Origin of the sequence: Sphingosinicella soli (assembly GCF_014199685.1) — a bacterium.
Classification (GTDB): domain Bacteria; phylum Pseudomonadota; class Alphaproteobacteria; order Sphingomonadales; family Sphingomonadaceae; genus Sphingosinicella; species Sphingosinicella soli.
This window is the reverse complement of record NZ_JACHNZ010000013.1, coordinates 1-23,083: the sequence shown is the minus strand read 5'-3', so window position 1 is coordinate 23,083 and position 23,083 is coordinate 1. Positions and strand designations below refer to the sequence as shown.

Here is a 23,083-nt window from a genome sequence, read left to right as displayed (position 1 = left end):
CCGACCGACTCGTCACCGCCACAAAAAACAGGGATTCGCGCGCCATGAAGCTGCTTGCGGGCAACAGCAACCTTCAGCTCGCGGGCGATATCGCCCGTTACCTCGACATGCCGCTGACGCAGGCGAGCGTCCGCCGCTTCGCCGACGAGGAAGTGTTCGTGGAAATCCACGAGAACGTGCGCGGCGAGGACGTGTTCGTGGTCCAATCCACCGCCTTCCCGGCGAACGACAATCTGATGGAGCTGCTGATTTGCATCGACGCGCTGAAGCGCGCGAGCGCCAAGCGCATCACCGCTGTCGTCCCTTATTTCGGCTATGCCCGGCAGGATCGGAAGCCCGGGCCGCGTACGCCCATTTCCGCAAAGCTCGTCGCCAACCTCATCACCGTGGCAGGCGCCAACCGCGTGCTCTCGGTGGATCTGCATGCCGGGCAGATTCAGGGCTTCTTCGATATCCCGACCGACAACCTCTACGCCGCGCCGGTGATGAGCGACGACATTGTCGCCCGTTACGGTTCTGAAAACATGATGGTCGTGTCGCCCGACGTCGGCGGCGTGGTGCGTGCCCGCGCACTTGCCAAGCGGCTCGACAACGCCCCGCTCGCCATCGTCGACAAGCGCCGCGAGCGCGCGGGCGAGTCCGAAGTTATGAATATTATCGGCGACGTCGAGGGCCGCTTCTGCATCCTGGTCGACGACATCGTCGATTCGGCCGGAACGCTCTGCAACGCCGCCGCGGCGCTGCGCGCGGCGGGTGCCAAGGCGGTGGTCGCGTACTGCACGCACGGCGTGCTTTCGGGCGGGGCCGTGGCGCGGGTCGAAGGGTCGGAGCTGATGGAACTTGTCATCACCGATTCGATCTCGCGCCCCGAAATCGCGAACGCGCAGAAGCTGCGGCAGCTCACCATCGCGCCGCTGCTCGGCGAAGCGATCCGCCGTATCGCTGACGAATCCTCGGTTTCCAGCCTGTTCGACTAGGATGGACGGCAAGACCCGCTGCTTCGGCAACAGCCCCGGCAAGGCATTCTACGCCGAATATCACGACGCGGAATGGGGCGTTCCCGTCCACGACGACCGCACCTTGTTCGAGATGCTGATCCTCGAAGGCGCGCAGGCGGGCCTGAGCTGGGAAACCGTGCTGAAGAAGCGCGAAGGCTACCGCGCCGCCTTCCACGATTTCGACCCCGGCCGCGTCGCCGCGATGAGCGACGCCGAGCTTGAAACGGTGCTGGCCACGGGCACCATCGTCCGCAACCGCCTGAAGGTCTGGTCCGCGCGCCGCAACGCCGCCGTGTTCCTCGACATGCAGCGCGCGCACGGCAGCTTCGACGCATGGCTCTGGGCGTTCGTGGACGGGACGCCGATCGTGAACCGCCCCGAAGGTTTCGGTGATGTGCCCGCCTCCACCCCGCTCAGTGACGCGATTTCGAAGGCGCTGAAGAAAGCCGGCATGAACTTCGTCGGCTCCACGATCATCTACGCCTACATGCAGGCGGTCGGCCTTGTGAACGATCATGTCCGCGCCTGCTGGAAGGCACCGGCCTGAGCCCTTATCTACACGGCATGAGCCCTGACACGCAGCAGCATCCGCTGCGCCGTTTCCTTCCCTATCTGTGGCCCGCCGACAAACCGGGCCTGAAGCTGCGCGTGGTCATCGCGCTCATCCTCGTGCTGATCGCCAAGGCGACGATGCTGACCATGCCGTTCGCCTACAAGGGCATCATCGATTCGATGGCGACGCCCGCGAACGAAGGCGTTCTGCTGGGCGTCGGCCTTGTGTTCGCCTATGCGGTCGCGCGGTTCGGCGGCGTGCTGTTCGACAACATCCGCAACGTGATCTTCGAGCGCGTGGGGCAGACGGCAGGCGCGGACCTTGCCGTCGAGGTTTTCGCGCGCATCCACGACCTGTCGCTGCGCTTCCACCTGGAACGCCGCACCGGCGCGCTGACGCGCATCATCGAGCGCGGCACCAAGAGCGTCGACACGATGCTCTACTTCCTGGCCTTCAACATCGCGCCGACGATCATCGAGCTGATCGCCGTGTGCGTGATCTTCCAGATCAAGATGGGCTTCGAGATCGTCGCCGCGACGCTCCTCATCGTGGCGCTCTACATCTGGTTCACGCGGCGCGTGACCGAGTGGCGCAGCGAACTGCGCCGCCGCATGGTCGATACCGACAACCGCACGACGCAGCGCGCCGTCGATTCGCTGCTCAATTACGAAACCGTGAAATACTACAGCGCGGAAACGCTGGAGCGGGACCGCTACCACCAGTCCCTCACCGCCTACGCAAGCGCCGCCATCAAGAGCGAGAACTCGCTCGCCGCGCTCAACATCGGCCAGTCGCTCATCACCAACATCATGATGGGCGGCGCCATGGCCTATACCGTGTGGGGCTGGAGCCAGGGCAAGTTCACCGTGGGCGACGTGGTGCTGGTCAACACGCTGCTGATGCAGCTTTTCCGCCCGCTCGACATGCTCGGCTGGGTGTACCGCGAGATCAAGCAGGGCCTGATCGACATGGAAGCGATGTTCGGCCTGCTCGATACCATGCCCGAGGTCGCCGACAGGCCCGGCGCCGCGCCGCTGGCCGTGACGGCGGGCGAGGTGCGCTTCGAAAATATCGATTTCGGCTATGATCCCGAGCGGCAGATCCTGCACGGTGTCAGCTTCGCGATACCCGCCGGGGATACGGTTGCAGTTGTCGGCGAATCCGGCGCGGGAAAATCGACGCTCTCCCGCATCCTTTATCGCTTCTACGATATTCAGGCGGGACGCGTGACGATCGACGGGCAGGACATCCGCGACGTGACGCAGGCGAGCGTGCGCGCGGCCATCGGCATCGTTCCGCAGGACACCGTGCTGTTCAACGATTCGATCGGCTACAACATCGGCTACGGCCGCGCCGGGGCGACGCAGGCCGAGATCGAAGAGGCCGCCCGGCAGGCGCAGATTCACGACTTCATCGTCTCCCTGCCGCAGGGCTATGAAACGGTAGTGGGCGAGCGCGGGCTCAAACTTTCGGGCGGCGAAAAGCAGCGCGTGGCGATCGCGCGCACGATCCTGAAAGACCCGCCCATCCTGATCCTCGACGAAGCGACGAGCGCGCTCGACAGCCGCACGGAGGCGGCGATTCAGGATGCGCTCTCGAACGTATCGGCGCGGCGCACGACGCTTGTGATCGCACACCGGCTCTCGACGATCGTGGACGCCGACGAGATCCTGGTCATGGACAAAGGCCGCATCGTCGAACGCGGCCGCCACGACGACCTGCTCGCGCAAGGCGGGCTTTACGCCGAGATGTGGATGCGCCAGCAATCGGAAGACATCGCCGACGAGGCGGAAGCCGCCGAATAGACTTACGCGACCAGTCGCGGAACCCCGCACCCTGCGGCCCGTTTCTTTCCCACACACATGGGAGACTGCGAGATGGCGAACGAAGCCGAACTGGAAGCCAAATTCTGGAAGGCGCTGAAATCCGACAGGACGATGATGCTCGGGCTCGACGGGGTCGAGGATGGTCATACGCGCCCGATGACGGCGATGGTGGAGGGCGATCGCGGGCCGATCTGGTTTTTCACCGCCCGTGACAACGGCATCGTGCAGGCACTCGACGACGGACAGCGCGCGATCGCGACGTTCGCGGCGAAGGACCACGACCTTTTCGCCGCAGTCCACGGCACGCTGTGGATGGACAACGATCAGGCGGTCATCGAGCGTCTGTGGAACCCCTTCATCGCCGCATGGTATGAAGGCGGCAAGACCGATCCGAAACTCGCGCTACTCAGGCTCGATGCGGAGCACGGGGAAGTCTGGCTGAACGAGAACAGCCTGTTTGCAGGTATGAAGCTGCTGGTCGGCATCGATCCGAAGAAAGCCTACAAGGACAAGGTCGCCGAAGTGAACCTTCACTAGCGCTCAGCCAGCCTGTAGGCTGCGGCCAAACGGGTTGGAGACGGCTATGACGATGCGCGCAATGGCACTGTGGGCGATGCTGGCGCTTGCCGCATGCGATGGCCAAAAGGCCAAAGAGGCAAGCGCCGGCGCGGAGACGGCGCGCCCGCAGACCGCCCCCGCCGCCGACGTTGTCGTTCCCGCCAGCGATCTGCTGGTGAAGCGCGACACCGCCGAACTCGATTTCCTGTGGCGCGCGCCGCCGGAGCTTGCCGAGGCGCCGACGCTGCTCGCCACGCTGCGCGCGCAGGCGCTGGAGAGCGCAAAGGAAATGCAGGCCGGGGCATTGGAGGACATGAAGCTGCGGCCTGCCGACGCGCCGAAGCTGGCGCATTTCTTCGTGCAGGACTGGACGGTCGCGGCGGATACCGATGCGCTGCTGAACATCCGCGCCGACATTTCGATGTACACGGGCGGCGCGCACCCCAACCACGGATTCGCGGTCAAATACTGGGACAAGGCCGAACGCCGCGAGATCAGTTTCGGCGACCTCTTCACCGACTGGAGCGCCGCCGAAACACTGCTGACCCCCGCCTATTGCAGCGCGCTCGATGCCGAGCGACTCTCGCGGCGCGGGGAAATCCAGGACGGCATCTTCAACGATTGCCCGCCGCTCGGCGATCAGCCGGTGGCGCTGGTATCGTGGCCGGGACAGGACATTTCGGGATTTCGCGTATTGCTCGGCCCCTATGTGGCGGGGTCGTACGCGGAGGGCGATTTCGAGATCGACGTGCCGATGACGGACGCGCTCCGGGCGCTCATCAAGCCGCAGTATCTGAAGGCGCAGTGACCGCCTATTCGTAATCCCGTTCCGGCAGCTGCGCGTCGTCGGCAAGATCGCTGAAGCGCGTGTGCACGGCTTCGAAGTGCAGATCGACGATGCCGGTGGAGCCGTGGCGCTGCTTGGCCACGATCACCTCGGCGCGCCCGCGAATGGCGATGCCCCGCTCCATCCACTTCTCGAACTTCTCGGTGCCGTCGTCGGGCTTTTTCTGGGCGTGGTAATATTCGTCGCGGTAGACGAACAGCACGATGTCCGCGTCCTGCTCGATGGTGCCCGATTCGCGAAGATCGGCGAGTTGGGGGCGCTTGTCTTCCCGCTGCTCGACCGCGCGTGACAGCTGCGAGAGCGCGATCACCGGCACGTTGAGCTCTTTCGCCAGCGTCTTGAGGCCGCGCGTGATCTCCGAGATTTCGTTGACACGGTTGTCGTTCGACTTGCGGCTGGTGCCCTGCAGAAGCTGCAGATAATCGACCACGACGACGCCCACGCCCTTCTGGCGCTTCAGGCGGCGTGCGCGCGAACGCAGCGCCGCAATGGTGAGGCCGGGCGTGTCGTCGATGTAGAGCGGCAGATCCTGAAGCGCCGCCGACGCGCGCACAAGATCGCGGAACTGCGCCTGATTGATCTTGCCCATGCGCAGATCTTCGGAGCTGATCCGCGCCTGCTCGGCAAGGATACGCGTCGCGAGCTGATCGGCCGACATTTCGAGGCTGAAAAAGGCGACCCCCGCGCCGCTCGTCTTGTCGATCTGGTCGGCGCGGTCCTTCATCAGCCGCTCGGCGGCGCAGAAGGCGATGTTGGTGGCAAGCGCGGTTTTGCCCATCGCCGGGCGCCCCGCAAGGATGATGAGATCGGAGCGATGAAGCCCGCCGATCTTCGCGTTGAGCGCGTTGAGCCCGGTGGTGATGCCCGAAAGATGCCCGCCCGACTGCTTGGCGCGCTCCGCCATCTGCACCGCCAGCGTCGCGGACTGGGCAAAGCTCTTTACCGAATTGGAGACCTCCCCCTCTTCGGCGACCTTGTAGAGCGCGAGTTCGGCCTGCTGGATCTGCTCGTGCGGGTTCACGTCCTCCGACGTATCGGACGCGCTCACCACCATCTCGCGCCCGACGCGCACCAGCTCGCGCAGCAGCGCCAGATCATAGATCTGCGCCGCGAAATCCTTTGCGGCGATGAGCGCGGCGGACTGTTCGGTGAGCTGCGCAAGATAGGCGGGGCCGCCAAGCTCGGCGAGCGCGGGATGCTCCGCGAACATCGGGCGCAGCGTCACCGGCGTCGCCAGCATCGCGCGATCGACGAGCTTCAGGATCGCGGCATAGATTTCGCCGTGGACGGGCTCGAAGAAATGCTCGGAGCGCAGCTTCAACTGCACGTCCTCGGCAAGCCGGTTGTCGATCATCATGGCGCCGAGAAGCGCCGCCTCCGCATCGATATTGTGCGGGAGCGTCGGCGAATCGTCGGCAGGAGCCGGTACGGCGCGAAGCGGTGTAAGCATTGCCCCTTTATACATCGTCTTGCCGGGCGTGCTCTGTGGAAATGCTGGGGATAAGCGTTTTCATCCGATTTCCTTGCGCAGTTCCGCGATCAGATCGGGAATCGCCGAGAGTCGCGCTTCCTCGGCATCGAGGATGGCATGGAAAGCGCGCTTCTTGATGCCGCTGACGAAGCCCGCATCAAGGCGCTTGCCCTCCGGCAGTGCCGAAACGACGATGTCGATCACGCGGTCGACACCGTGCAGGCGGCCCCACAGATAGTCGTTCTCGCGGTAAGCGCGGCTGAAGAACGCGCCGAAGCTGTTGAACTTGATGCCCTTAAGCGTGGCGAGCGCGCCGCCTTCACGGATCGAACGCGCATCATCGGGCGAGATTCGGTCCACCTTTATTTCATCAAACTCGTCGAGCCCCTCGCCCTGGAGCAGCGGGAACGTGGCGATGTCGTAGAACGGAAAGCCGAGATAGGCCTTCAGAAGCTGCGCGCGCAGCTCCGCCGACGGACAGTCCGTAATGATCGCCGCGAGCCGCGCGTCGCCCAGGGCATCGAAATCGGTGAGCCCGAGCGCCTCGCCGTAGGCTTCGATCACCGGTACGGTATCCTCGTGCGCAAGCGCCGCCGGATCGCGCACCCACGGGCCGTAGAATGCCAGGCGGCGGCGATCGAGATAGGGCGCGAGCAGATCGTAGAGCGCGATTTTGAGCGCCTCGACCTTCTGCACATCCTGGGGACTGCCCGCGTCCCCCCATTCGTTTACGCGGCGGACGATGAAGCGCAGACGCCGGACCCGGAAACCAAGGTCGTAGCGGCGGAGGAACTGCACGAAGAGGTCGGCATCGGCGTCTTTGGGGCGCGTGGTCTTCGTCACCCGGTCCATGCCGCTTTGCCGGACGTAGCGCCAGATTTCGTTGCGGACACGCTCGGCAGCGTCGCGTTCGTGTCCGCCCAGATCGGCAAACAACCGCGCCATTTCCTCGACGATCTGGCTGAGCTTCAGGTGCGCATAGGCCGGATAGGTGAAGCCCGCCCGCAGCACGGCATCGGCATTGGCCTGCGCCCGCCACTGCTGAAGCCGCGCAGGCATGACCTTTGTGCGAAGCTGGCGGCGGCCGATCGATTCCTCGATCGCTTCATCCACGGTGGCCCGTATGCCCTCGATAACGTGGCTGAGGCGCCGCACACGCGAAGACAGGCCGGCGAGATGATCGAGATCGTCGCGGATCGGCTGCTCGCGCGGAATGTCGGAAAGCGAGCGCAGGATCGTGGAGAAAAAGCCCGGCGGCTTCGAGGCGTCGATGCGCGTGCCGATGCTGCGAATGCCGGGCTTGGGATCGATATAGACGAAGCGCCGGTCGATCTCGCGATGCGCGGGACGCTGCCGAAGCGCGGCGATGGCGGGCGCGAAAGGCGCGTTGTTGAGGATGCTGCCGTCGAGGAGCACCGCGTTCGCGGGATCGAGCCCCGCCGAGGCGCGGTGCGGAAAAACACGCGACAGGAATGCCGCCCGCTCCGGCCAGGGTTTGCCGTCCTTGGCGAGCACGCGGTCGATCTCGCTCGGCTGGAAGGGCGGAAAAGCGCCCGGGAAAGACGCCGTCGCGCGCGCCGCGAACGTGAGCGAGGGAATGTCGGCGAGCCGCCGCTCCGCGCCGCGTTCGCTTGAATCGCGGAACGTGATGAGCTTGCGGTGTTCAACCTCCATCACCTCTTCGGGGCTGTGGAGACGCAGGCGTTCGGGATAGCCGTGATAATCGGTGACGGTGACGAACAGATCGAGCGGCTGGCCGGGCGGCAGCAGCGGCTCCGCCGCCTTCGTTTCTCCCATCGCCTCGAACGCGCCCATCAGCAGCTCGGAAAAATGCTCGCCCGAGAACGGCGGCTCGAACCAGCGCGAGCGGATGAAGCGCGAAACTTTGGTGCGCAGCTCCTCGCGCGCGCCCTTCTCGACGATTTCGTCGAGCGGATCGGTCTGCCCCCGCGCCATCCAGAGCAGCGGCCGCGCATAGAACTTGCTCCAGCGCGACTTCGGCACAGCGGCGGGATCCAGAAGCTCGTCGGCATCCGCCTTTTCAAGCCACAGATCGGCAAGCGGCGCGAGGCTCTGCCCGGTCGAGATCGCCTGCGCGAGGAAGATGCCGTTGATGCCCCCCGCCGACGCGCCCGCCACGATATCGACAAGCACGCGCAGCCGGACATGCTCGCCGATCGCTTCAAGCAGCTCGTGATACAAGGGCTCCGTATCGCCGCCCGGCGGCTCCGGATCAGCATCGTGCCAGCTGCGGCTTGCCCGCAGCATCTTCCAGATTTCCTGCGTAATGCCGTGCATATAGACGGCAAGGCTGATGCCGCCGTAGCACACGAGCGCCAGCCGAAGCTCTTTTTCACGCATAAGCGCGACCATATCGGCCCGGAATCGCCCTGTCGACCGTGAGGGTTGCACTCCGCGACACGAAGGCGCAGCATCCGCGCCGGGAGAGACGCGAGGGGGAGGATCGCCCATGACCTTGAACAGCAACGTAATCTCGATGCTGCAGACCATCATCGCGATGGGGCTGCTCAATCTGGTGATGTTCGTGTGGATGTACGCGACGCGGATACCGGCGATGAACCAGGCGAAGATCGATCCGCAGGCGGCGCAGCATCCGGGGTCGCTGAACACGCTGCCGAGCGAGGCGCGGCGGGTGGCCGACAATTACAACCACCTCTTCGAAGCGCCGACGCTGTTCTACGCGATGGTCATCGCAATCGTGCTGCTCGGCCACGCCGACCAGTGGCATGTGATCGCGGCATGGGCCTACGTGATCCTGCGCGCGCTGCATTCGCTGGTGCAGGCGACGTTCAACCGCGTGATGATCCGCTTCGCGCTGTTCGGCCTGTCGTGGGTTGCGCTCGGCGTCATGATCGTCCGCGAGGTCGCGGCGCTTTACTGAGCGGGGCTTTCATGAGCGCGCTGAACCGTCAGCAGCTTCGGCACGCATTCACGGTCGCATGGGCCCCGGCCTTCGCCGGGGTGACGGGAAAGGCGGGGCTGTCAGCATTTCCTCCCCATCGTCATCCCGGCGCAGGCCGGGATCCATGCTATGCGCGCCGCCAGACAGTGGTGCCGTCGGGCTTGTCTTCCAGGAGGATGCCTTCCGCCTTGAGTTGATCGCGGATGCGGTCGGCTTCGGCCCAGTTTTTTGCGGCTTTGGCGGCGGTGCGGTCAGCCACATACCGGAATATCCGTTGATCTGAGACCAAAACCTCAATGTTTTGGCCTTGAAGACGTAAAGTGGCGGGTTTCAAAAAAATCGTATTATGCAGTGAGGATAATCCGAGAAGCTTCCCAATTTCCTCCAACTCCGACCTCGCCTTTGATGCTTCCGTCTCCGAACCCGCAGTCGTAAGCCTCTTGCGCACCTTCTGCATCTCGGCGAGCACGGCAGGCGTGTTGAGATCGTCCGCCAGCGCATCGAGGACCGCAGCGGGAACTTCCGCCTCAACATACGGCGCATCAGACGAACGGATGGCATTCCTGAATCCGTCGAGCATCGCCTTCGCCTGTTCAAGCAGCCGCTCATTCCAATCCAGCGGCTGGCGGTAGTGCGCCATCAGCAGTGCGAGGCGCAGCGTTTCACCCTTGTGGCCCTGCTCCAGCAGTTCGCCCACCGTCACCACGTTGCCGAGCGACTTCGACATCTTCTCCTTGTCCATGGAGAGGAAGCCGTTGTGCATCCAAACGCTCGCGAGCGGCGCGCCGTGGGCGCAGCGGCTTTGCACACATTCGTTTTCGTGGTGCGGGAACTGGAGGTCGAGGCCGCCGCCGTGGATGTCGATCGTGGTGCCGAGGTGCGCCTCGATCATCGCCGAGCACTCGATGTGCCAGCCGGGACGGCCGCGCCCCCACGGGGACTCCCAGCCCGGCTGGTCCGCCGCGCTCGGCTTCCAGAGGACGAAGTCGCCGGGGTTCTTCTTGTAGGGCGCAACCTCGACGCGCGCGCCCGCGATCATTTCGTCCATCGGGCGGCGCGAGAGCGTGCCGTAGTCGGCGTCGGCGCTGATATCGAACAGCGCGTGGCCTTCGACGGCGTAGGCCGCGCCCTTTTCGATCAGCGCCGCGATCATGGCGATCATCTGCTCGACATGCTCGGTCGCGCGCGGCTCGTAGGTCGGGCGCAGCACGCCGAGCGCGCCCATGTCGGCGCGGTAGAAATCCTCGTAGCGCTTCGTGATCGTCTCGATCGGGACGCCTTCGGCCTGCGCGGCGGCCATGATCTTGTCGTCGATGTCGGTAAAGTTCCGCGCATAGTGGACGGCGTTTTCACCGTACGTGTGGCGCAGGAGGCGGAACAGCACGTCGAACACCACGGCGGGGCGGGCGTTGCCGATGTGCGCGCGGTTGTAGACCGTGGGGCCGCACACGTACATCGTCACCCGGTTCGGATCGGCGGGCGTGAAGACGTCCTTCCGGCGCGTCAGCGTGTTGTAGAGGCGGAGCTCGGTCATGGCCGCGCCCCTAGCGCGAATCCGCCGCGAAGGAAACCGCCCCTAAATCTCTGTAGAGCCCGCGTCGTCCAGCAGATCGTCGAGCGCGTCGCGCTCTTCGTGCGTGTAGCCCTCGCCGCCGCTCGTGTCGCTGTGGTGCTGCTCCTGCGACGTTTGCGGCCTGTCGTCGCCGAGGCCGAGGCCTTCCTGCCGGTCTTCGGCATAGTCGATGATCGCGCGGCTGGTGATATCGAGCAGCGGTTCGGTCTTCGCGGCGAGCAGCCACGCCGGCAGCTTTTCGTCGCCGCCCCAGATGAGCGCGTGGCCGCGCGTGACGACGAGGAACACGAGGCTGACCACGATGAGCCCCTTCACCGCGCCGAAGCCGAGACCGAGCACGCGGTCGATCGGCCCGATCACCGAGCGCTTGGTACGGTCGCCGAGCAGGCGCCCGACGAGGCGGAAGACGAAGAAGGTGCCGAAGAAGATGACGACGAAGGCGATCGCCGCCGCCGCGACCTCGCTGCCCACCATGCCCGCCGCGATCAGCTTGCCCGCAGGGTAGAACAGCTTCAGCGCGACCACCGCCGCGACCCACGCAAGCAGCGTGAGGATTTCGGTTACGAAGCCCCGGATCGCGCCGAGCACGGCAAGCGCCCCGACGATAAGCAGCACGACAATGTCGAACCCGGTGATGTCCATATTTTGCGGGCCCTAATCCGCGCCGCAGAGGTGGTCAACAAGCCCCGACAAATGTTTAAAACCTGTGGCTTTCATACCATTGGGCACACCGTCTCCCTTCGCGGTCGCGCCGCCGGGAAGGAAGGCGCGCTCGAAGCCGAGTTTCTGCGCTTCCTTGAGCCGCAGCCCGAGGTGCGGCGCGGCGCGAATCTCGCCCGAAAGCGCAAGTTCGCCGAGCGCCACCGTGTCGAGGCTGATCGGCCGCTCCGCCATCGCCGACGCGAGCGCCGCGGCGACGGCAAGGTCGGCTGCAGGGTCCGACACGCGCAGCCCGCCCGCGATGTTGAGATAAACCTCGCAGGTCGAGAAGTTCAGCCCGCAGCGCGCCTCCAGCACCGCAAGGATCATCGACAGCCGCCCCGAATCCCAGCCGACGACCGCGCGGCGCGGCGTCGCGCCCGACGGCAGGCGCACGACGAGCGCCTGCACCTCCACCATCACCGGGCGCGTGCCCTCGATCGCGGGGAACACGACCGAGCCCGGCACCGGCGCCTCGCGCTGCGTGAGGAACAGCGAAGAGGGGTTCGAAACTTCCTCCAGCCCCAGCGTGCCCATCGCGAACACGCCGATCTCGTCGGTGCCGCCGAAGCGGTTCTTCACGGCGCGCAGGATGCGGTACTGATGCGAACGCTCGCCTTCGAAATAGAGCACGGTATCGACCATGTGTTCGAGCACGCGCGGCCCGGCGATCTGCCCGTCCTTGGTGACATGGCCGACGAGCACCACGGCAGCCCCCTCGGACTTCGCATAGCGAATCAGTTCCTGCGCGGCGGCGCGCACCTGGCTCACTGTGCCGGGGGCACCCTCCAGCATGTCGGAATGCATCGTCTGGATCGAATCGATGACGACCAGATCGGGCGCGGCGCGCTCCGAGAGCGTCGCCAGGATGTCGCGCACGGAGGTGACGCTGGCGAGCGCCACGTCGGCCTTGCCGAGCCCGAGCCGCTGCGCGCGCAGGCGCACCTGGTCGGCGGCTTCCTCTCCCGAAAGATAGACGACGCGCCTGCCCGCCATCGCCATCTTGCCCGCGACCTGCAGCAGCAGAGTCGATTTGCCGATGCCGGGGTCGCCGCCGATCAGGATCGCGCTGCCCGGCACCACGCCGCCGCCGAGCGTGCGATCAAGCTCCGCGATGCCGGTGGGCAGCCGGGGCGGCAGCGGCGTGTCCTCGTCGAGCGATTGCAGGCGGAACGCCGTGCCGCCCCGGTTCAGCGACTGCTTCGCTGAAAACGGCGTCACCACCGCGCCGGCATCCTCGACGATGCTGTTCCATTCCTTGCACTCGCCGCACTGCCCCGCCCAGCGCGGCGCCACCGCGCCGCACGCCTGACAGACAAACTGGGTTTTCAGCCGCGCCATCGGGTCTCCATAGCCAAGAACAGACTGTGAACATAGCGAGGGAATTTCACGAGCACAACGCCCCAACAGGCATTTGCGTAGCGCGCGCTCCCCCGCTATGCGTCCGCGCTTATGATCCCGCCCGCGCCGCTTCGCCTTCGCATCGATCTCGACGCCCTTGCCGCCAACTGGCGGCAATTGCGCGCGCTTGCGGGCGTCGATGCAGGCGCCGCGGTGAAGGCGGACGGCTACGGGCTCGGCGCGAAAGCAGTGGTCGAGCGGCTTTACGCGGAAGGCTGCCGCACGTTCTACGTCTCGAACTGGCAGGAGGCCGCCGCGCTCGCCGGGCACCCGCCCGATCTTCGCGTGCTGGTGCTGCACGGAATCGATGCCGCCGACCTCCCCGCCGCGCTCTCCATCGATGCCGAGCCCGTGCTCATCAGCCCCGAGCAGGTGGCGCTGTGGCGCGCGCACGGTGCCGGGCGCCGCTGCGACATCATGGTGGATACCGGCATGAACCGCCTCGGCTTCGGCTGGCGCGGCTTCTGCACCGAAATGTTCGCGGGCATGGATGTGAATACCGTTCACACCCACCTTGCCTGCGCGGATGAGCCGGAGCATGCGCTCAATGCCTTGCAGCGGGACAGGTTCGCGCAGGTGGTTGCGGCGCTGGGCGTGCGCGGAGCGATTGCGAATACGGCGGGCATATGTCTCGGGCGCGACTATGCCTTCGGCCACGTTCGCCCCGGCATCGGGATTTACGGCGGCGTCGCGGGAATGCGGCAGGTGGTGTTTCCCGAGGCGCGCGTCATCCAGTGCCGCGACCTGCCCGCCGGTGACGCCTCCGGTTACGGCGCGACATGGACGGCGACGCGCGACAGCCGCCTTGCCGTGCTCAACCTCGGCTACGCGGACGGATATCTGCGGGGCTTCTCCGACCGGGGCGAAGCGATCGTCGGCGGCAAGCGGGCGCGCGTCGTCGGGCGTGTGTCGATGGACATGATCATCATCGACATCACCGACACGCCGCCCGTCGCCCCCGGCGAGCATGTGGAGATCGTTTACGACCTGGCGGAAGCCGCGCATCTATCGGGACTTTCCGAGTATGAGTTGCTGACTGGCCTCGGCGCCCGCTATGAGCGCATCTACACATGAACGCTCTCATTGCCCTCTTCGCCCATCCGGGCCGCGCGGTGCTCGCCGCGCTCGCCAGCATCGGCCGGGTTGCGCTGTTCGCGCTGCGCGCGCTCGGTGCCTCCCTACGGCCGCCCTATTATTTCGGACGCCTGATCGAGCAGATGCTCGTCATCGGCTGGTTCTCGCTGCCGGTGGTGGGGCTTACCGCCGTGTTCACCGGCGCCGCGCTCGCACAGCAAATCTTTGTCGGCGGCAGCCGCTTCAATGCCGAAAGCACCGTTCCTGCCGTCACCGTCATCGCGATCGTGCGCGAGCTGGGGCCCGTGCTCGGCGGGCTGATGGTGGCGGGGCGCGTCTCTTCCGCAATGGCGGCGGAACTCGGCACGATGCGCGTTACCGAACAGATCGACGCGCTCACCACGCTGCGAACCGACCCGTTCCAGTATCTGATCGCACCGCGCCTGATCGCTGCTGTGATCGTGCTGCCGGTGCTCGTGCTCGTTTCGAACGCGCTGGGTGTGATGGGCGGCTTTCTGATCGGCACGCAGCGCCTCGGCTTCAACGTCAGCGCTTATCTTTCAACGACCCGGCAATATCTGGAATGGGACGACGTTTCTTCCAGCCTCGTGAAGGCGGCGGTGTTCGGCTTCATCATCGCCCTGATGGGCTGCTACCACGGCTTTCGCAGCATGGGCGGCGCGGCGGGTGTCGGACGATCGACGACGAACGCGGTGGTCAGCGCCTTCGTGCTGATCCTGCTTGCGAACCTCATCATCACCGTGCTGGTGTTCGGCACATGACGGCAGGCGCGCGCGGCGGCAGTATCGAGCTTGTCGGGGTCCGCAAGACGTTCGGGCCGAAGGTCGTGCTCGACCACATCGACCTGAAGGTCGCGCCGGGCGAATCGCTGGTCGTGATCGGCGGCTCGGGCACCGGCAAGTCGGTGATGCTGAAAAGCGTGCTCGGCATCCTACCTATCGACGGCGGCGTGATCCGCCTGGACGGCGTCGATCTCGCCGCCGCACCGCGCGCGGACCGCACGAACCTTAGAAACCGCATCGGCATGCTGTTCCAGGGCGGCGCCCTGTTCGATTCGCTGCCCGTGTGGCGCAACATCACCTTCGCACTGACGCGCGGCCGTTCCAGAAACGCGAAGGCGATGCACGCAAAAGCGGTGGAATTGCTCGCGAAGGTCGGTCTGGATGCCGCCGTGGCGGACCTGAAACCCTCCGAGCTTTCGGGCGGCATGCAAAAGCGCGTGGCACTTGCCCGCGCGATCGCGGCGGAACCCCAGATCATTTTCTTCGACGAGCCGACCACGGGCCTGGACCCGATCCGCGCCGATACGATCAACCGGCTGATCCGCGGGCTCGTGACCGATCTGGGCGTCACCGCCGTCACCATCACGCACGACATGGCGAGCGCGCGCCGCATCGCCGACCGCGTTGCGATGCTGAAAGACGGACGCATCCACTGGGAAGGCAAGGTCGCCGACCTTGAAAACAGCGGCAACGACTATGTCGACCGCTTCGTCCACGGCCGCGCCGAAGACGGCGAGGCTGGCTAGACGCACGCCGCCGCCCTATATCGGCCGCGATGTCCGAACCGCTCTACAACACCGCGATCCTTCGCCTCGCCGCGACGATACCGCACCAGACGCGCCTTGAAAGCCCCCAGGGCACAAGCCGCAAGGTCTCGCCGATCTGCGGCAGTCGCGTGACAGCCGATGTCGTTCTGGATGCCGCCGGGCGCGTCGCCGCATTCGGACAGGAGGTGCGCGCCTGCGCGCTCGGCCAGGCCTCGGCCTCGATCCTGGGCAGCAGCGTGCTCGGCAGATCGACGCCTGAACTGCGCGCCGCGCACACCGCGCTCGCATCGTTCCTGAAGGGCGAAGGCAGCGTGCCGGACAGTTGGCCAGACCTTGAAATCTTCCGCCCGGCGCAGGCTTACAAGGCGCGCCACCCCTCGATCCTGCTTGCCTTCGATGCGGCAGCGAGCGCGGCAGAAGAGGCCGCCGTCACAGCCAGCGCCTGACCTTTTCCTTGTAGGCGCGGTAGTCCTCGCCGAACTTCGTTTCGAGATAGCGTTCCTCCCGCGCGATCACCTTCCGGTCGATCAGGATCACCGTGAAGGGAAGCAGCAGCAGCGTCGCAAGACTATCGAAGATAAGCGCGAGCCCCGCGAAGATCAGCGCCATGCCGAGATACATGGGGTTGCGCGTCCAGCGGTAAACACCGCTTGCCACGAACGCCGTCGTCTGCCGCCACGGCTCCGGGTTCGTCCCCGCGCTCCGGAACCGGATGATCGCCGCGAAGATCAGCCCAAGCCCGCCGACGGCCAGCACCAGGCCCGCGATGCTCGCAACCTTGATATCGAGACCGATGGACGGATCACCGAGAAGCCGCCCGATTCCAAGCCCGAGCAGCAGCATCCCGGCGTAGACGAACGGCGGCGGGAAGCTTACCTGTGGACTGTCTTCCTCGATTTTCATACCCGGTGACGATGCCTCCATTCTGTTCCCTTTCTTTCTACCGGCCCGCCCCGCCCATCGCAAATCAGGTGGCGCGCTGATGGCGATCGGCGGCGATTCGACCCTGCTCCGCGACGGTGTCGTCTATCTGGCGGCGGCAGTGGCGATCGTGCCCCTGTTCCACCGCCTGAAGCTCGGCACGGTGCTCGGCTATCTCGTGGCGGGCATGATTATCGGGCCGCACCTGCTCGGGCTCGTCACCGATCCCGAAGCGACGCTCGCCTTCGCCGAGTTCGGCGTCGTGATGCTGCTGTTCGTGATCGGGCTGGAGCTGCGTCCCAAGCGGCTGTGGGATCTGCGTTACGATATCTTCGGGCTGGGCAGCGCGCAGGTGCTGCTTTGCGGCTTCGCGATCACGGGCGCGCTGCTTCTCACCACCGAGTTCACATGGCAGGCCGCGCTCGTCATCGGCCTTGCGCTGGCGCTCTCCTCCACCGCGCTCGACGTACAGATCCTGCGCGATCAGGGCAAGATCAACACGCCGCTCGGCACGCGCATCATCTCGATCCACCTGATGCAGGATCTGGCGATCGTGCCGCTGCTGATCGTCACCACCGCGCTTTCCCGCACGCCCACCCCCGATGCGCCGGAAGGCTGGGAAATCGTGTGGAAATCGTTCGTCGCGATCGGCGCGCTCGTGCTCGCCGGGCGGTTCCTGGTGACCCCGCTGTTCCGCCTGATCGCGCAGACCGGCACGCGCGAGGTGTTCGTGATCGGCGCGCTGCTGATGGTCGTCGGCTCGGCGTTCCTGATGGCGAGTTTCGGCCTGTCGATGGCGCTCGGCGCTTTCATCGCGGGCGTGATGCTGGCGGACAGCCCTTATCGCCACGAGGTCGAGGCGGACATCGATCCGTTCCGGGGCCTCCTGCTCGGCCTGTTCTTCATGGCCGTGGGAATGACGCTCGACCTTTCGATCATCCTGAGCGAGCCGGCCCGCATCCTGCTCTACGTGATCATCCTGCTCGGTGTGAAATTCACCGTGATCGCGGTGCTCGCCCGCCTGTTCGGGTCGAACTGGCGCGATTCAGCGCTCACCGGCGTTCATCTGGCGCAGGGCGGCGAATTCGCCTTCGTCGTGCTGACAGCGGCGGAAAGCGGCCTGCTGCTCGCCTCCGAAGCCTCCAGCCTGTTCGCTGCGGCCGTCACCGTCTCGATGGCGCTGACCCCGCTCATGATCGCGGGCGTCGACAGGCTCGCCGAGCGCGAAAGCGACGACCACGACGTCGATGGCCCCGAGAAAGCCGAAAACGCCCCGGCGATTCTCGTCGGCTACGGCCGCTTCGGGCAAACCGTGAACCAGCTGCTCGCCGCGCGCGGCATTCCGGTGACGCTCATCGACCGCAAGCCGGGGCAAATCGAACTCTCCGGCCGCTTCGGCCAAAAGGTCTATTACGGCGACGGCACGCGGCTCGACGTTCTGCGGATCGCGGGCGCAGAGGAAGCCCGGCTTCTGATCTATTGCAACGACGGCCAGCAGATGACGAACGAAACGCTCGCCGCCGTGCGCCGGACATTCCCGAATCTCAAGGTGCTGATCCGCGCGTTCGACCGGCGCCACGTCATCCAGCTCGTGAATGCGGACTGCGAGACGGTGGTGCGCGAGGTCCACGAAAGTGCGGTTCTGATGGGCCGCGCGGCGCTGAAGGCCGCCGAGGTCGATGAAAAGACCATCGACGCGATCGAAGCGGAATACCGCGAGCGCGACAGCGAACGCCTCGCCCTACAGGTCGCCAGCGGCGATCTGCGCGCCGGGCTCGATCTCACCTACGGCACCTACCCGCTGCCCGCCAACGAAGGCCTCGGCGAAATTCCGCAAATCGACGACGACGATATTGTGCCGGATCGGAGCACCGTTTAACCGCCGGACTCAGCTGCCGCCCGTTGCGCCTGGATCACCGCGACCAGATCGTCGCACAACCGCTGTTCCAGCACCATATGAGCGATCCGCCACCCTTGAGGGGTTTTCGCGTGAGTGCATTTGTAAAAGCCGGTGCCGATCGCCTTTCCCGAAATCAGATCAAAATCGATGAAATAGCTCACCGATTGCGCAGCACTGCCCTGGATGGTCACCAGGTGATTGGTCATGAAATGCGTTGGCGCGCCGTTGAACTGGAACGGCTCCTGCCCCCTCCGGATCCACTCGACGATCACATCGGTGGGCGTGTAGCGCCCTTCCAGATCGAACAGGGAAACGTCGTTCAGGCTGCGGTACTCGGCCACCGCATCCGGCAGAAACAGCGCGTGCAGCGCATCCCAGTTCTTTGCATCGACCATGTGATGGAAACGGGAAAGAAGATCGATGATATTCAGGCGATCGATCGCGTCCATCATCTCTGCGGCGGCGTCCATCTGCCCGTTCAGACCGTGCCTGTCGACATCGGCGGCACGCTCGTCACATCCTGAATGCCCTCTTGCCAATCCGGGAACATCTGCTCTTCCGTCAGGAGCGTGTGTTCGCGCACAAGATCGATCGCGGAAACGAGTTTGCCGCTGAACCGGCGGGCATCGGGCGATGTCGCTAGATACGTCGCCGCGCGGGCGGGAACCGCAACCGAATGCGCGATTTCAGGGCGATAGCCGATGGTGCCGACCTCTTCCCACAAACCTTTATCGACAGAGATGGTCATGCCGGGATCGAAGGTTACGATAGTGATACCAAAGGGATCGACCTCTCGCTTCAACGCCGCGGGGATACGGTCCGTAATGCCGCGCATGACTGCGACAGCCATACCGGGCATCCCCTCGCCCGGCAGGGGCAGGGTGTCAACATAGGTTTCATCCTGCAACCACGAGGCGTTCTGCGTAACATTCATGATGACGCCCGATTTCTGGGTCATCATCTGCTTTACCGCCAGCTGGTTCAGATACAGGCAGGACAGGCCCGTGATGCGTGCGTGACGATCAAACGCATCCCACGGCACATCGACAAACTTGTTCGAATATGTGCCGGTCGGGCCGGGCTCGATATAATTGCCGCTCGTCACCAGAACATCGATCCGCCCGAAGGTGTCGATCGCCTGTTGCCAGGCGCTCCTGATCTGATCGGGCTCCAGAAGATCAAGCGCGATCGGCAGCGCGCGGCCGCCGAGCGCCTCGACCTGCGCCGCGACTTCGCGCAGCGTGCCCGGCTTGTCGTTGAACGTCGGTGTTTCGAGCGACCGGGCGGTCAGGACAAGATCAAATCCATGCTGCGCCAGATCCATGGCGATCGCCCGGCCGATGCCGCGGGCCGCGCCCGTGACGAAAGCAACTTTTCTGCCCATTCATTCTCTCCTCGACAATTGCAATGATCCGCAATGCGGCTGGGAGGGCCCGGTGTTTTCACCACGGGCCCTCCATCGACGCTTAGAAGTTCGCGGTCAATTGCAGCATGTAGCTACGTGGCCGAGCGTAGGTGACAAAGCCTGAACCAAGCGCACCAAGGTCGGCCCCCGCCTCAATCCGATCCTGGTCGAGCAGATTGTCACCGCGCAGCTGCACTTGCAACGTGCTGTCGGGACCGAGCGGAATTTCGTCGAGCATGATCGACGCCGACAGAATATTGGCGGCGTTGCCGGCAATGATGTGGTTCCGCGGGTTCAGTTCGTCCGAAGCATACCAGAAGCGCTTGCTCTTGTAGGCATAGTCCACGCGAACGCTGAATTCGCCAAGACCGATATCGCCGAAATTATACTCCGCACCAAGGCCGAAATTATACTTCGACAATAGCTGGAAATGGGCGGTATCGGAAATGTCGATCGGCTGGAACGTGACGGGATCCTCGATCATGAAACTTTTGTAATCGGGCTTGATAACGCCGACATAGCCGGTCAGCGTCAAACCGTCCGTCGGCGCAATCGTCAGCTGAGCCTCACCGCCGGTGTAGGTCGCCTTCGCCGCGTTCAGGATGACGTTGAGCTGTTCTGTTCCCGTAAAGAGGAACTGGGTGGTCTGCAGATCATCATATTTGGTGTGGAACAGTGCCGCATTGAAACGAACGCGATTGTCGAAAAGGTCGGACTTGATACCGATCTCGAACGCTTCGGCCTTTTCCGGATCGTAGGGATCCTGGATCGTGCCGGGGTTGAACCCGCCCGCCTTGTAGCCGGTCGCGTAGCGGCCGAAGACCATGACATCGTCGCTGATCTTGTAGTTGATCGAAAGGCTGCCGCTGAGGTTGTTGTAGTCTTTCGACAACGCCTGCGTTCCCGTGACCGCATTGTTCAGATACAGAATCTGGTCGAAACTCTTGTCGTCCTTGGTGAAACGCAGGCCGCCGGTCAGTTCCATCCGGTCGTCAAACATCGCAGGTCGATAGGAAATCTGGCCGTAGGCCGCATAAGACGTCGTTTTGAGGTTGAATTCCTTGCCGACGTTGTTGTTCAGCGCCGCCATGCCGCCGCCCAGAACGAAGGTCGCATCGACAAACTGGGTGCCGAACGACTTTTCCTGAAAATAGAACAGCCCCAACAGATAATCGACCTGGCCCAAATCTCCCGTGATCTGAAATTCGTTGGAGATCTGATGCTGACGACTGGTGGTGACCGCATTCAGCGGCGTGACCGGCGCAATGCCCGCAGGCAGGAAGGTCGTATTGTCGAGAACTTCACCCAGCAGGAAACCCTGACCACCCGGATTGTTGTTCGAGAACAGTTTCAGTTTGCGATAGGCGAGCACGTTCTTGATGTTGAATGCGTCGCTCGGGGTGTAGTTCAAGGTCAACGACGTGCCGTAAGACTTGTCGGTAGCAGCCGGAAACGCGTTGTTCTGATACACCTCGTCGAGTATTCCGCGTTCGGTCGTAAAAATGAACGGGTCGCCGCCGTACTGAGGCGAGCGGCTGAAATAATCGATGACATCCTGAGTGACACCGATGAGCTGATAAGCGATCGGGCGATATTTGGTCTTGCGATAATCGCCGCGGATATCGACCTGAAGGTCGTCACCGATGTTCCCCTGCAACTGTCCTGACAATGCATTCACGTTGCGCGAACCGGGGCTCGTCGATTTCTTTGTGTTCAGATCTTCCTGCCAGCCGTCCATCTGCCGATGGTAATAGCCCAGCTTGGCTTTCCATCCGGACTGGCCGATATCGCCTGTATCGATGACCGACCGCACGATGAGCTCGTTGTCGGTGCCATAGGCGATCCGCTGCTGAAATTTGAATTCTTCCGAAGGATCGCGCGTGTACATCGCAATAGCGCCGCCGGTCGTGTTGCGCCCGAAAAGCGTGCCCTGCGGCCCATAGAGAATTTCAATCCGTTCAAGATCGAACATCTCGCCGTTGGAAGCCTGCGGACGGGCGAAATATACGCCGTCAACATAGAGCGCGACGGGCGTATCCGCATATAATTCGTAATCATAAGAGCCGATGCCGCGCAGCACGAACGACGCCGCCGAACCCACACCTGCGCCGTTCTCCACGGTGAGGTTCGGAGCGAGACGATTGATATCCTCCACCCGCATGATGTTCTGCCGTTCGATCGATGCGGCAGAAAACGTGGTGATCGAGAGCGGCACTTCCTGTGCGCTTTCAGACCGTTTGCGCGCTGTGACGAGAATTTCTTCTATGCCGCCCTCCCGGGCCGCTTCGGATGAAGCCTGCATGTCCTGGGCAAACGCCGACACGCTTGCGGCGGCGCCAAGAATAGATGTCGAAAGCAACCAAACAAGCGGCCTGGCCTGGCGTCCTTTGATCAGTGTCATAACATCCTCCCATGAATTATCTCTGCCCACTTCGTGGATCAGGCAGAGGCTTTAGTGCGTTATCGCGCGGCGTTTGTCCGCACCTCAACCGGGCCAATGTCCAGATAACGGACAGATCTGCAGCCGTTTCTCAACACGCGTTTGCTGTACGGAAATCGCCCGGTTCAGACATTCCACTTCAAGCGCCATGTCGTTGGCGCGGGTTAAAGATCGCGGATCGAGCCCTCGTTCCAGAACGCCCTGAGCGACGTAATCTTGCCGGCATCGTCGATTGCGATCGTCTCGTACACTTTGATGCCGACCGGATTGTCACGCCAGCCCGTTATGATCATCGCGTAGTGGAACATGGCATCGCGGCCGCATTCCACGATCTTGTGCACATCCGCTTTGATCTTGATTTCGGCCGGGGCGCTACGCAGAAATTCGCGAATCGCCTCGATTCCTTCGAACCGGCGCGTGCCGACAGGGTCTTCGAATACGGCATGGTCGGCGAACATCGCTTCGCATGCTGCGTAATCGCCTTCTTCATAGGCGCGAAGATATCGCTCGATAACTTGCCGTACTGGTGATGCTTCACTCACGCGCGTGCTCCCGACCTCATTCTTTATGGGTCAAGGATAAGGGCCTGCTCATGAAGCATCAATCGGACGCTCCGATTTATGTCCGCATAGAGAACATAGGCGCGATCCCGCGCATGCGGGTGGCCTGCACTCGCGCCTCCAGCTCGCCTTTAAACGGGCAGACTGCCCGGGAACACCTAGAATATGAACCGGAGCGTGCCGCCTAATTGTTTGATCCCAGGCTTTGATGGTGCATTATTCAGCCAGCAATGGAAGGATGCGCTATGGGACAGATACTCCATGGGAGCGCCACAACGACTGAGGCGGTCCGTCGAGCGATACAACATAGTCAAGAGAGTTTGAGGGCGCTGGCAAAGCGTCACGGCATTAATCCCAAGACCGT

The 23,083-nt window shown here is 64.0% G+C and carries 21 protein-coding genes and 1 pseudogene; 12 read left to right on the top strand and 10 right to left on the bottom strand.

Annotated elements, in window-relative coordinates; all coding sequences use genetic code 11:
* The first annotated feature begins 44 nt into the window (after positions 1–44).
* The 5 genes from GGQ98_RS07000 to GGQ98_RS06980 all read left to right on the top strand — a co-directional run bounded on the left by GGQ98_RS07000 (position 45) and on the right by GGQ98_RS06980 (position 4,743).
* Complete coding sequence (locus tag GGQ98_RS07000; protein WP_184067117.1) at positions 45–977, top strand: ribose-phosphate pyrophosphokinase; 933 nt, start codon at positions 45–47, stop codon at positions 975–977.
* Position 978: 1 nt separating this feature from the next.
* On the top strand, positions 979–1,545 hold the full coding sequence (locus GGQ98_RS06995) for a DNA-3-methyladenine glycosylase I (protein WP_184067114.1): 567 nt from the start codon (positions 979–981) through the stop codon (positions 1,543–1,545).
* A 17-nt stretch (positions 1,546–1,562) separates the two neighbouring features.
* On the top strand, positions 1,563–3,356 hold the full coding sequence (locus GGQ98_RS06990) for an ABCB family ABC transporter ATP-binding protein/permease (RefSeq protein WP_184067111.1): 1,794 nt from the start codon (positions 1,563–1,565) through the stop codon (positions 3,354–3,356).
* 72 nt (positions 3,357–3,428) lie between these two features.
* Positions 3,429–3,914 carry a pyridoxamine 5'-phosphate oxidase family protein gene (locus GGQ98_RS06985; RefSeq protein WP_207791298.1) on the top strand — a complete coding sequence of 162 codons (486 nt, stop codon included), beginning with the start codon at positions 3,429–3,431 and terminating at the stop codon, positions 3,912–3,914.
* Positions 3,915–3,960: 46 nt separating this feature from the next.
* Positions 3,961–4,743 (top strand): polysaccharide deacetylase family protein, encoded by a 783-nt coding sequence (locus GGQ98_RS06980; protein ID WP_184067105.1) that lies wholly within the window; start codon positions 3,961–3,963, stop codon positions 4,741–4,743.
* Between the two features lie 4 nt (positions 4,744–4,747).
* Here GGQ98_RS06980 and GGQ98_RS06975 read toward each other — a convergent pair whose 3' ends face one another.
* Both GGQ98_RS06975 and GGQ98_RS06970 read right to left on the bottom strand, forming a co-directional pair.
* Positions 4,748–6,232 (bottom strand): replicative DNA helicase, encoded by a 1,485-nt coding sequence (locus tag GGQ98_RS06975; RefSeq protein ID WP_184067102.1) that lies wholly within the window; start codon positions 6,230–6,232, stop codon positions 4,748–4,750.
* A gap of 60 nt (positions 6,233–6,292) precedes the next feature.
* Entirely contained in the window at positions 6,293–8,614 is a 2,322-nt protein-coding gene (locus GGQ98_RS06970) for a patatin-like protein (RefSeq protein ID WP_184067099.1), read from the bottom strand.
* A 109-nt stretch (positions 8,615–8,723) separates the two neighbouring features.
* Here GGQ98_RS06970 and GGQ98_RS06965 point away from each other — a divergent pair, with 109 nt between their 5' ends.
* Positions 8,724–9,155: an MAPEG family protein gene (locus tag GGQ98_RS06965; protein WP_184067096.1), complete on the top strand. Its 432-nt coding sequence runs from the start codon at positions 8,724–8,726 to the stop codon at positions 9,153–9,155.
* A 148-nt stretch (positions 9,156–9,303) separates the two neighbouring features.
* On the opposite strand, the gene cysS is transcribed toward GGQ98_RS06965, so the two are convergent.
* The 3 genes from cysS to radA are packed head-to-tail and all read right to left on the bottom strand — an operon-like array spanning position 9,304 to position 12,789.
* Positions 9,304–10,710: a cysteine--tRNA ligase gene (gene cysS / locus GGQ98_RS06960; RefSeq protein WP_184067093.1), complete on the bottom strand. Its 1,407-nt coding sequence runs from the start codon at positions 10,708–10,710 to the stop codon at positions 9,304–9,306.
* A 42-nt stretch (positions 10,711–10,752) separates the two neighbouring features.
* Positions 10,753–11,391, bottom strand: coding sequence for a CvpA family protein (locus tag GGQ98_RS06955; protein WP_184067090.1), 639 nt, complete (start codon positions 11,389–11,391; stop codon positions 10,753–10,755).
* Between the two features lie 12 nt (positions 11,392–11,403).
* A complete protein-coding gene (gene radA / locus GGQ98_RS06950; RefSeq protein WP_184067087.1) occupies positions 11,404–12,789 on the bottom strand; it encodes a DNA repair protein RadA in 1,386 nt (461 codons plus the stop codon).
* Positions 12,790–12,900: 111 nt separating this feature from the next.
* Between radA and alr the strand changes: the two genes are divergently transcribed.
* Genes alr through GGQ98_RS06930 form a run of 4 tightly spaced genes read left to right on the top strand, consistent with a single transcriptional unit; the run spans position 12,901 to position 15,939 of the window.
* Positions 12,901–13,923: an alanine racemase gene (gene alr / locus GGQ98_RS06945; protein ID WP_184067084.1), complete on the top strand. Its 1,023-nt coding sequence runs from the start codon at positions 12,901–12,903 to the stop codon at positions 13,921–13,923.
* Positions 13,920–14,705 (top strand): MlaE family ABC transporter permease, encoded by a 786-nt coding sequence (locus tag GGQ98_RS06940; RefSeq protein WP_184067081.1) that lies wholly within the window; start codon positions 13,920–13,922, stop codon positions 14,703–14,705. The genes alr and GGQ98_RS06940 overlap by 4 nt, the downstream gene beginning before the upstream one ends.
* Entirely contained in the window at positions 14,702–15,472 is a 771-nt protein-coding gene (locus tag GGQ98_RS06935) for an ABC transporter ATP-binding protein (protein ID WP_184067079.1), read from the top strand. Before GGQ98_RS06940 ends, GGQ98_RS06935 begins: the two co-directional genes overlap by 4 nt.
* Positions 15,473–15,501: 29 nt before the next feature.
* Positions 15,502–15,939 carry an iron-sulfur cluster assembly scaffold protein gene (locus GGQ98_RS06930; protein WP_184067076.1) on the top strand — a complete coding sequence of 146 codons (438 nt, stop codon included), beginning with the start codon at positions 15,502–15,504 and terminating at the stop codon, positions 15,937–15,939.
* On the opposite strand, the gene GGQ98_RS06925 is transcribed toward GGQ98_RS06930, so the two are convergent.
* Positions 15,923–16,396: a methyltransferase family protein gene (locus GGQ98_RS06925; RefSeq protein ID WP_184067073.1), complete on the bottom strand. Its 474-nt coding sequence runs from the start codon at positions 16,394–16,396 to the stop codon at positions 15,923–15,925. The genes GGQ98_RS06930 and GGQ98_RS06925 overlap by 17 nt on opposite strands.
* A gap of 79 nt (positions 16,397–16,475) precedes the next feature.
* Here GGQ98_RS06925 and GGQ98_RS06920 point away from each other — a divergent pair, with 79 nt between their 5' ends.
* A complete protein-coding gene (locus GGQ98_RS06920; RefSeq protein WP_184067070.1) occupies positions 16,476–18,293 on the top strand; it encodes a monovalent cation:proton antiporter-2 (CPA2) family protein in 1,818 nt (605 codons plus the stop codon).
* Here GGQ98_RS06920 and GGQ98_RS06915 read toward each other — a convergent pair.
* From GGQ98_RS06915 to GGQ98_RS06900, 4 genes are all read right to left on the bottom strand, one after another.
* Positions 18,290–18,784 carry a nuclear transport factor 2 family protein gene (locus GGQ98_RS06915; RefSeq protein ID WP_184067067.1) on the bottom strand — a complete coding sequence of 165 codons (495 nt, stop codon included), beginning with the start codon at positions 18,782–18,784 and terminating at the stop codon, positions 18,290–18,292. The genes GGQ98_RS06920 and GGQ98_RS06915 overlap by 4 nt on opposite strands.
* An 8-nt stretch (positions 18,785–18,792) precedes the next feature.
* The gene (locus tag GGQ98_RS06910; RefSeq protein WP_184067064.1) at positions 18,793–19,698 is read right to left on the bottom strand and encodes an SDR family NAD(P)-dependent oxidoreductase; all 906 of its coding nucleotides are present in this window, start codon (positions 19,696–19,698) and stop codon (positions 18,793–18,795) included.
* A gap of 82 nt (positions 19,699–19,780) precedes the next feature.
* Entirely contained in the window at positions 19,781–22,120 is a 2,340-nt protein-coding gene (locus GGQ98_RS06905) for a TonB-dependent receptor (RefSeq protein ID WP_184067060.1), read from the bottom strand.
* A gap of 203 nt (positions 22,121–22,323) precedes the next feature.
* Positions 22,324–22,701: a nuclear transport factor 2 family protein gene (locus tag GGQ98_RS06900; protein ID WP_184067057.1), complete on the bottom strand. Its 378-nt coding sequence runs from the start codon at positions 22,699–22,701 to the stop codon at positions 22,324–22,326.
* A gap of 263 nt (positions 22,702–22,964) precedes the next feature.
* Between GGQ98_RS06900 and GGQ98_RS06895 the strand changes: the two are divergent.
* A pseudogene (locus GGQ98_RS06895) lies at positions 22,965–23,083 on the top strand (IS481 family transposase); the annotation flags it as partial.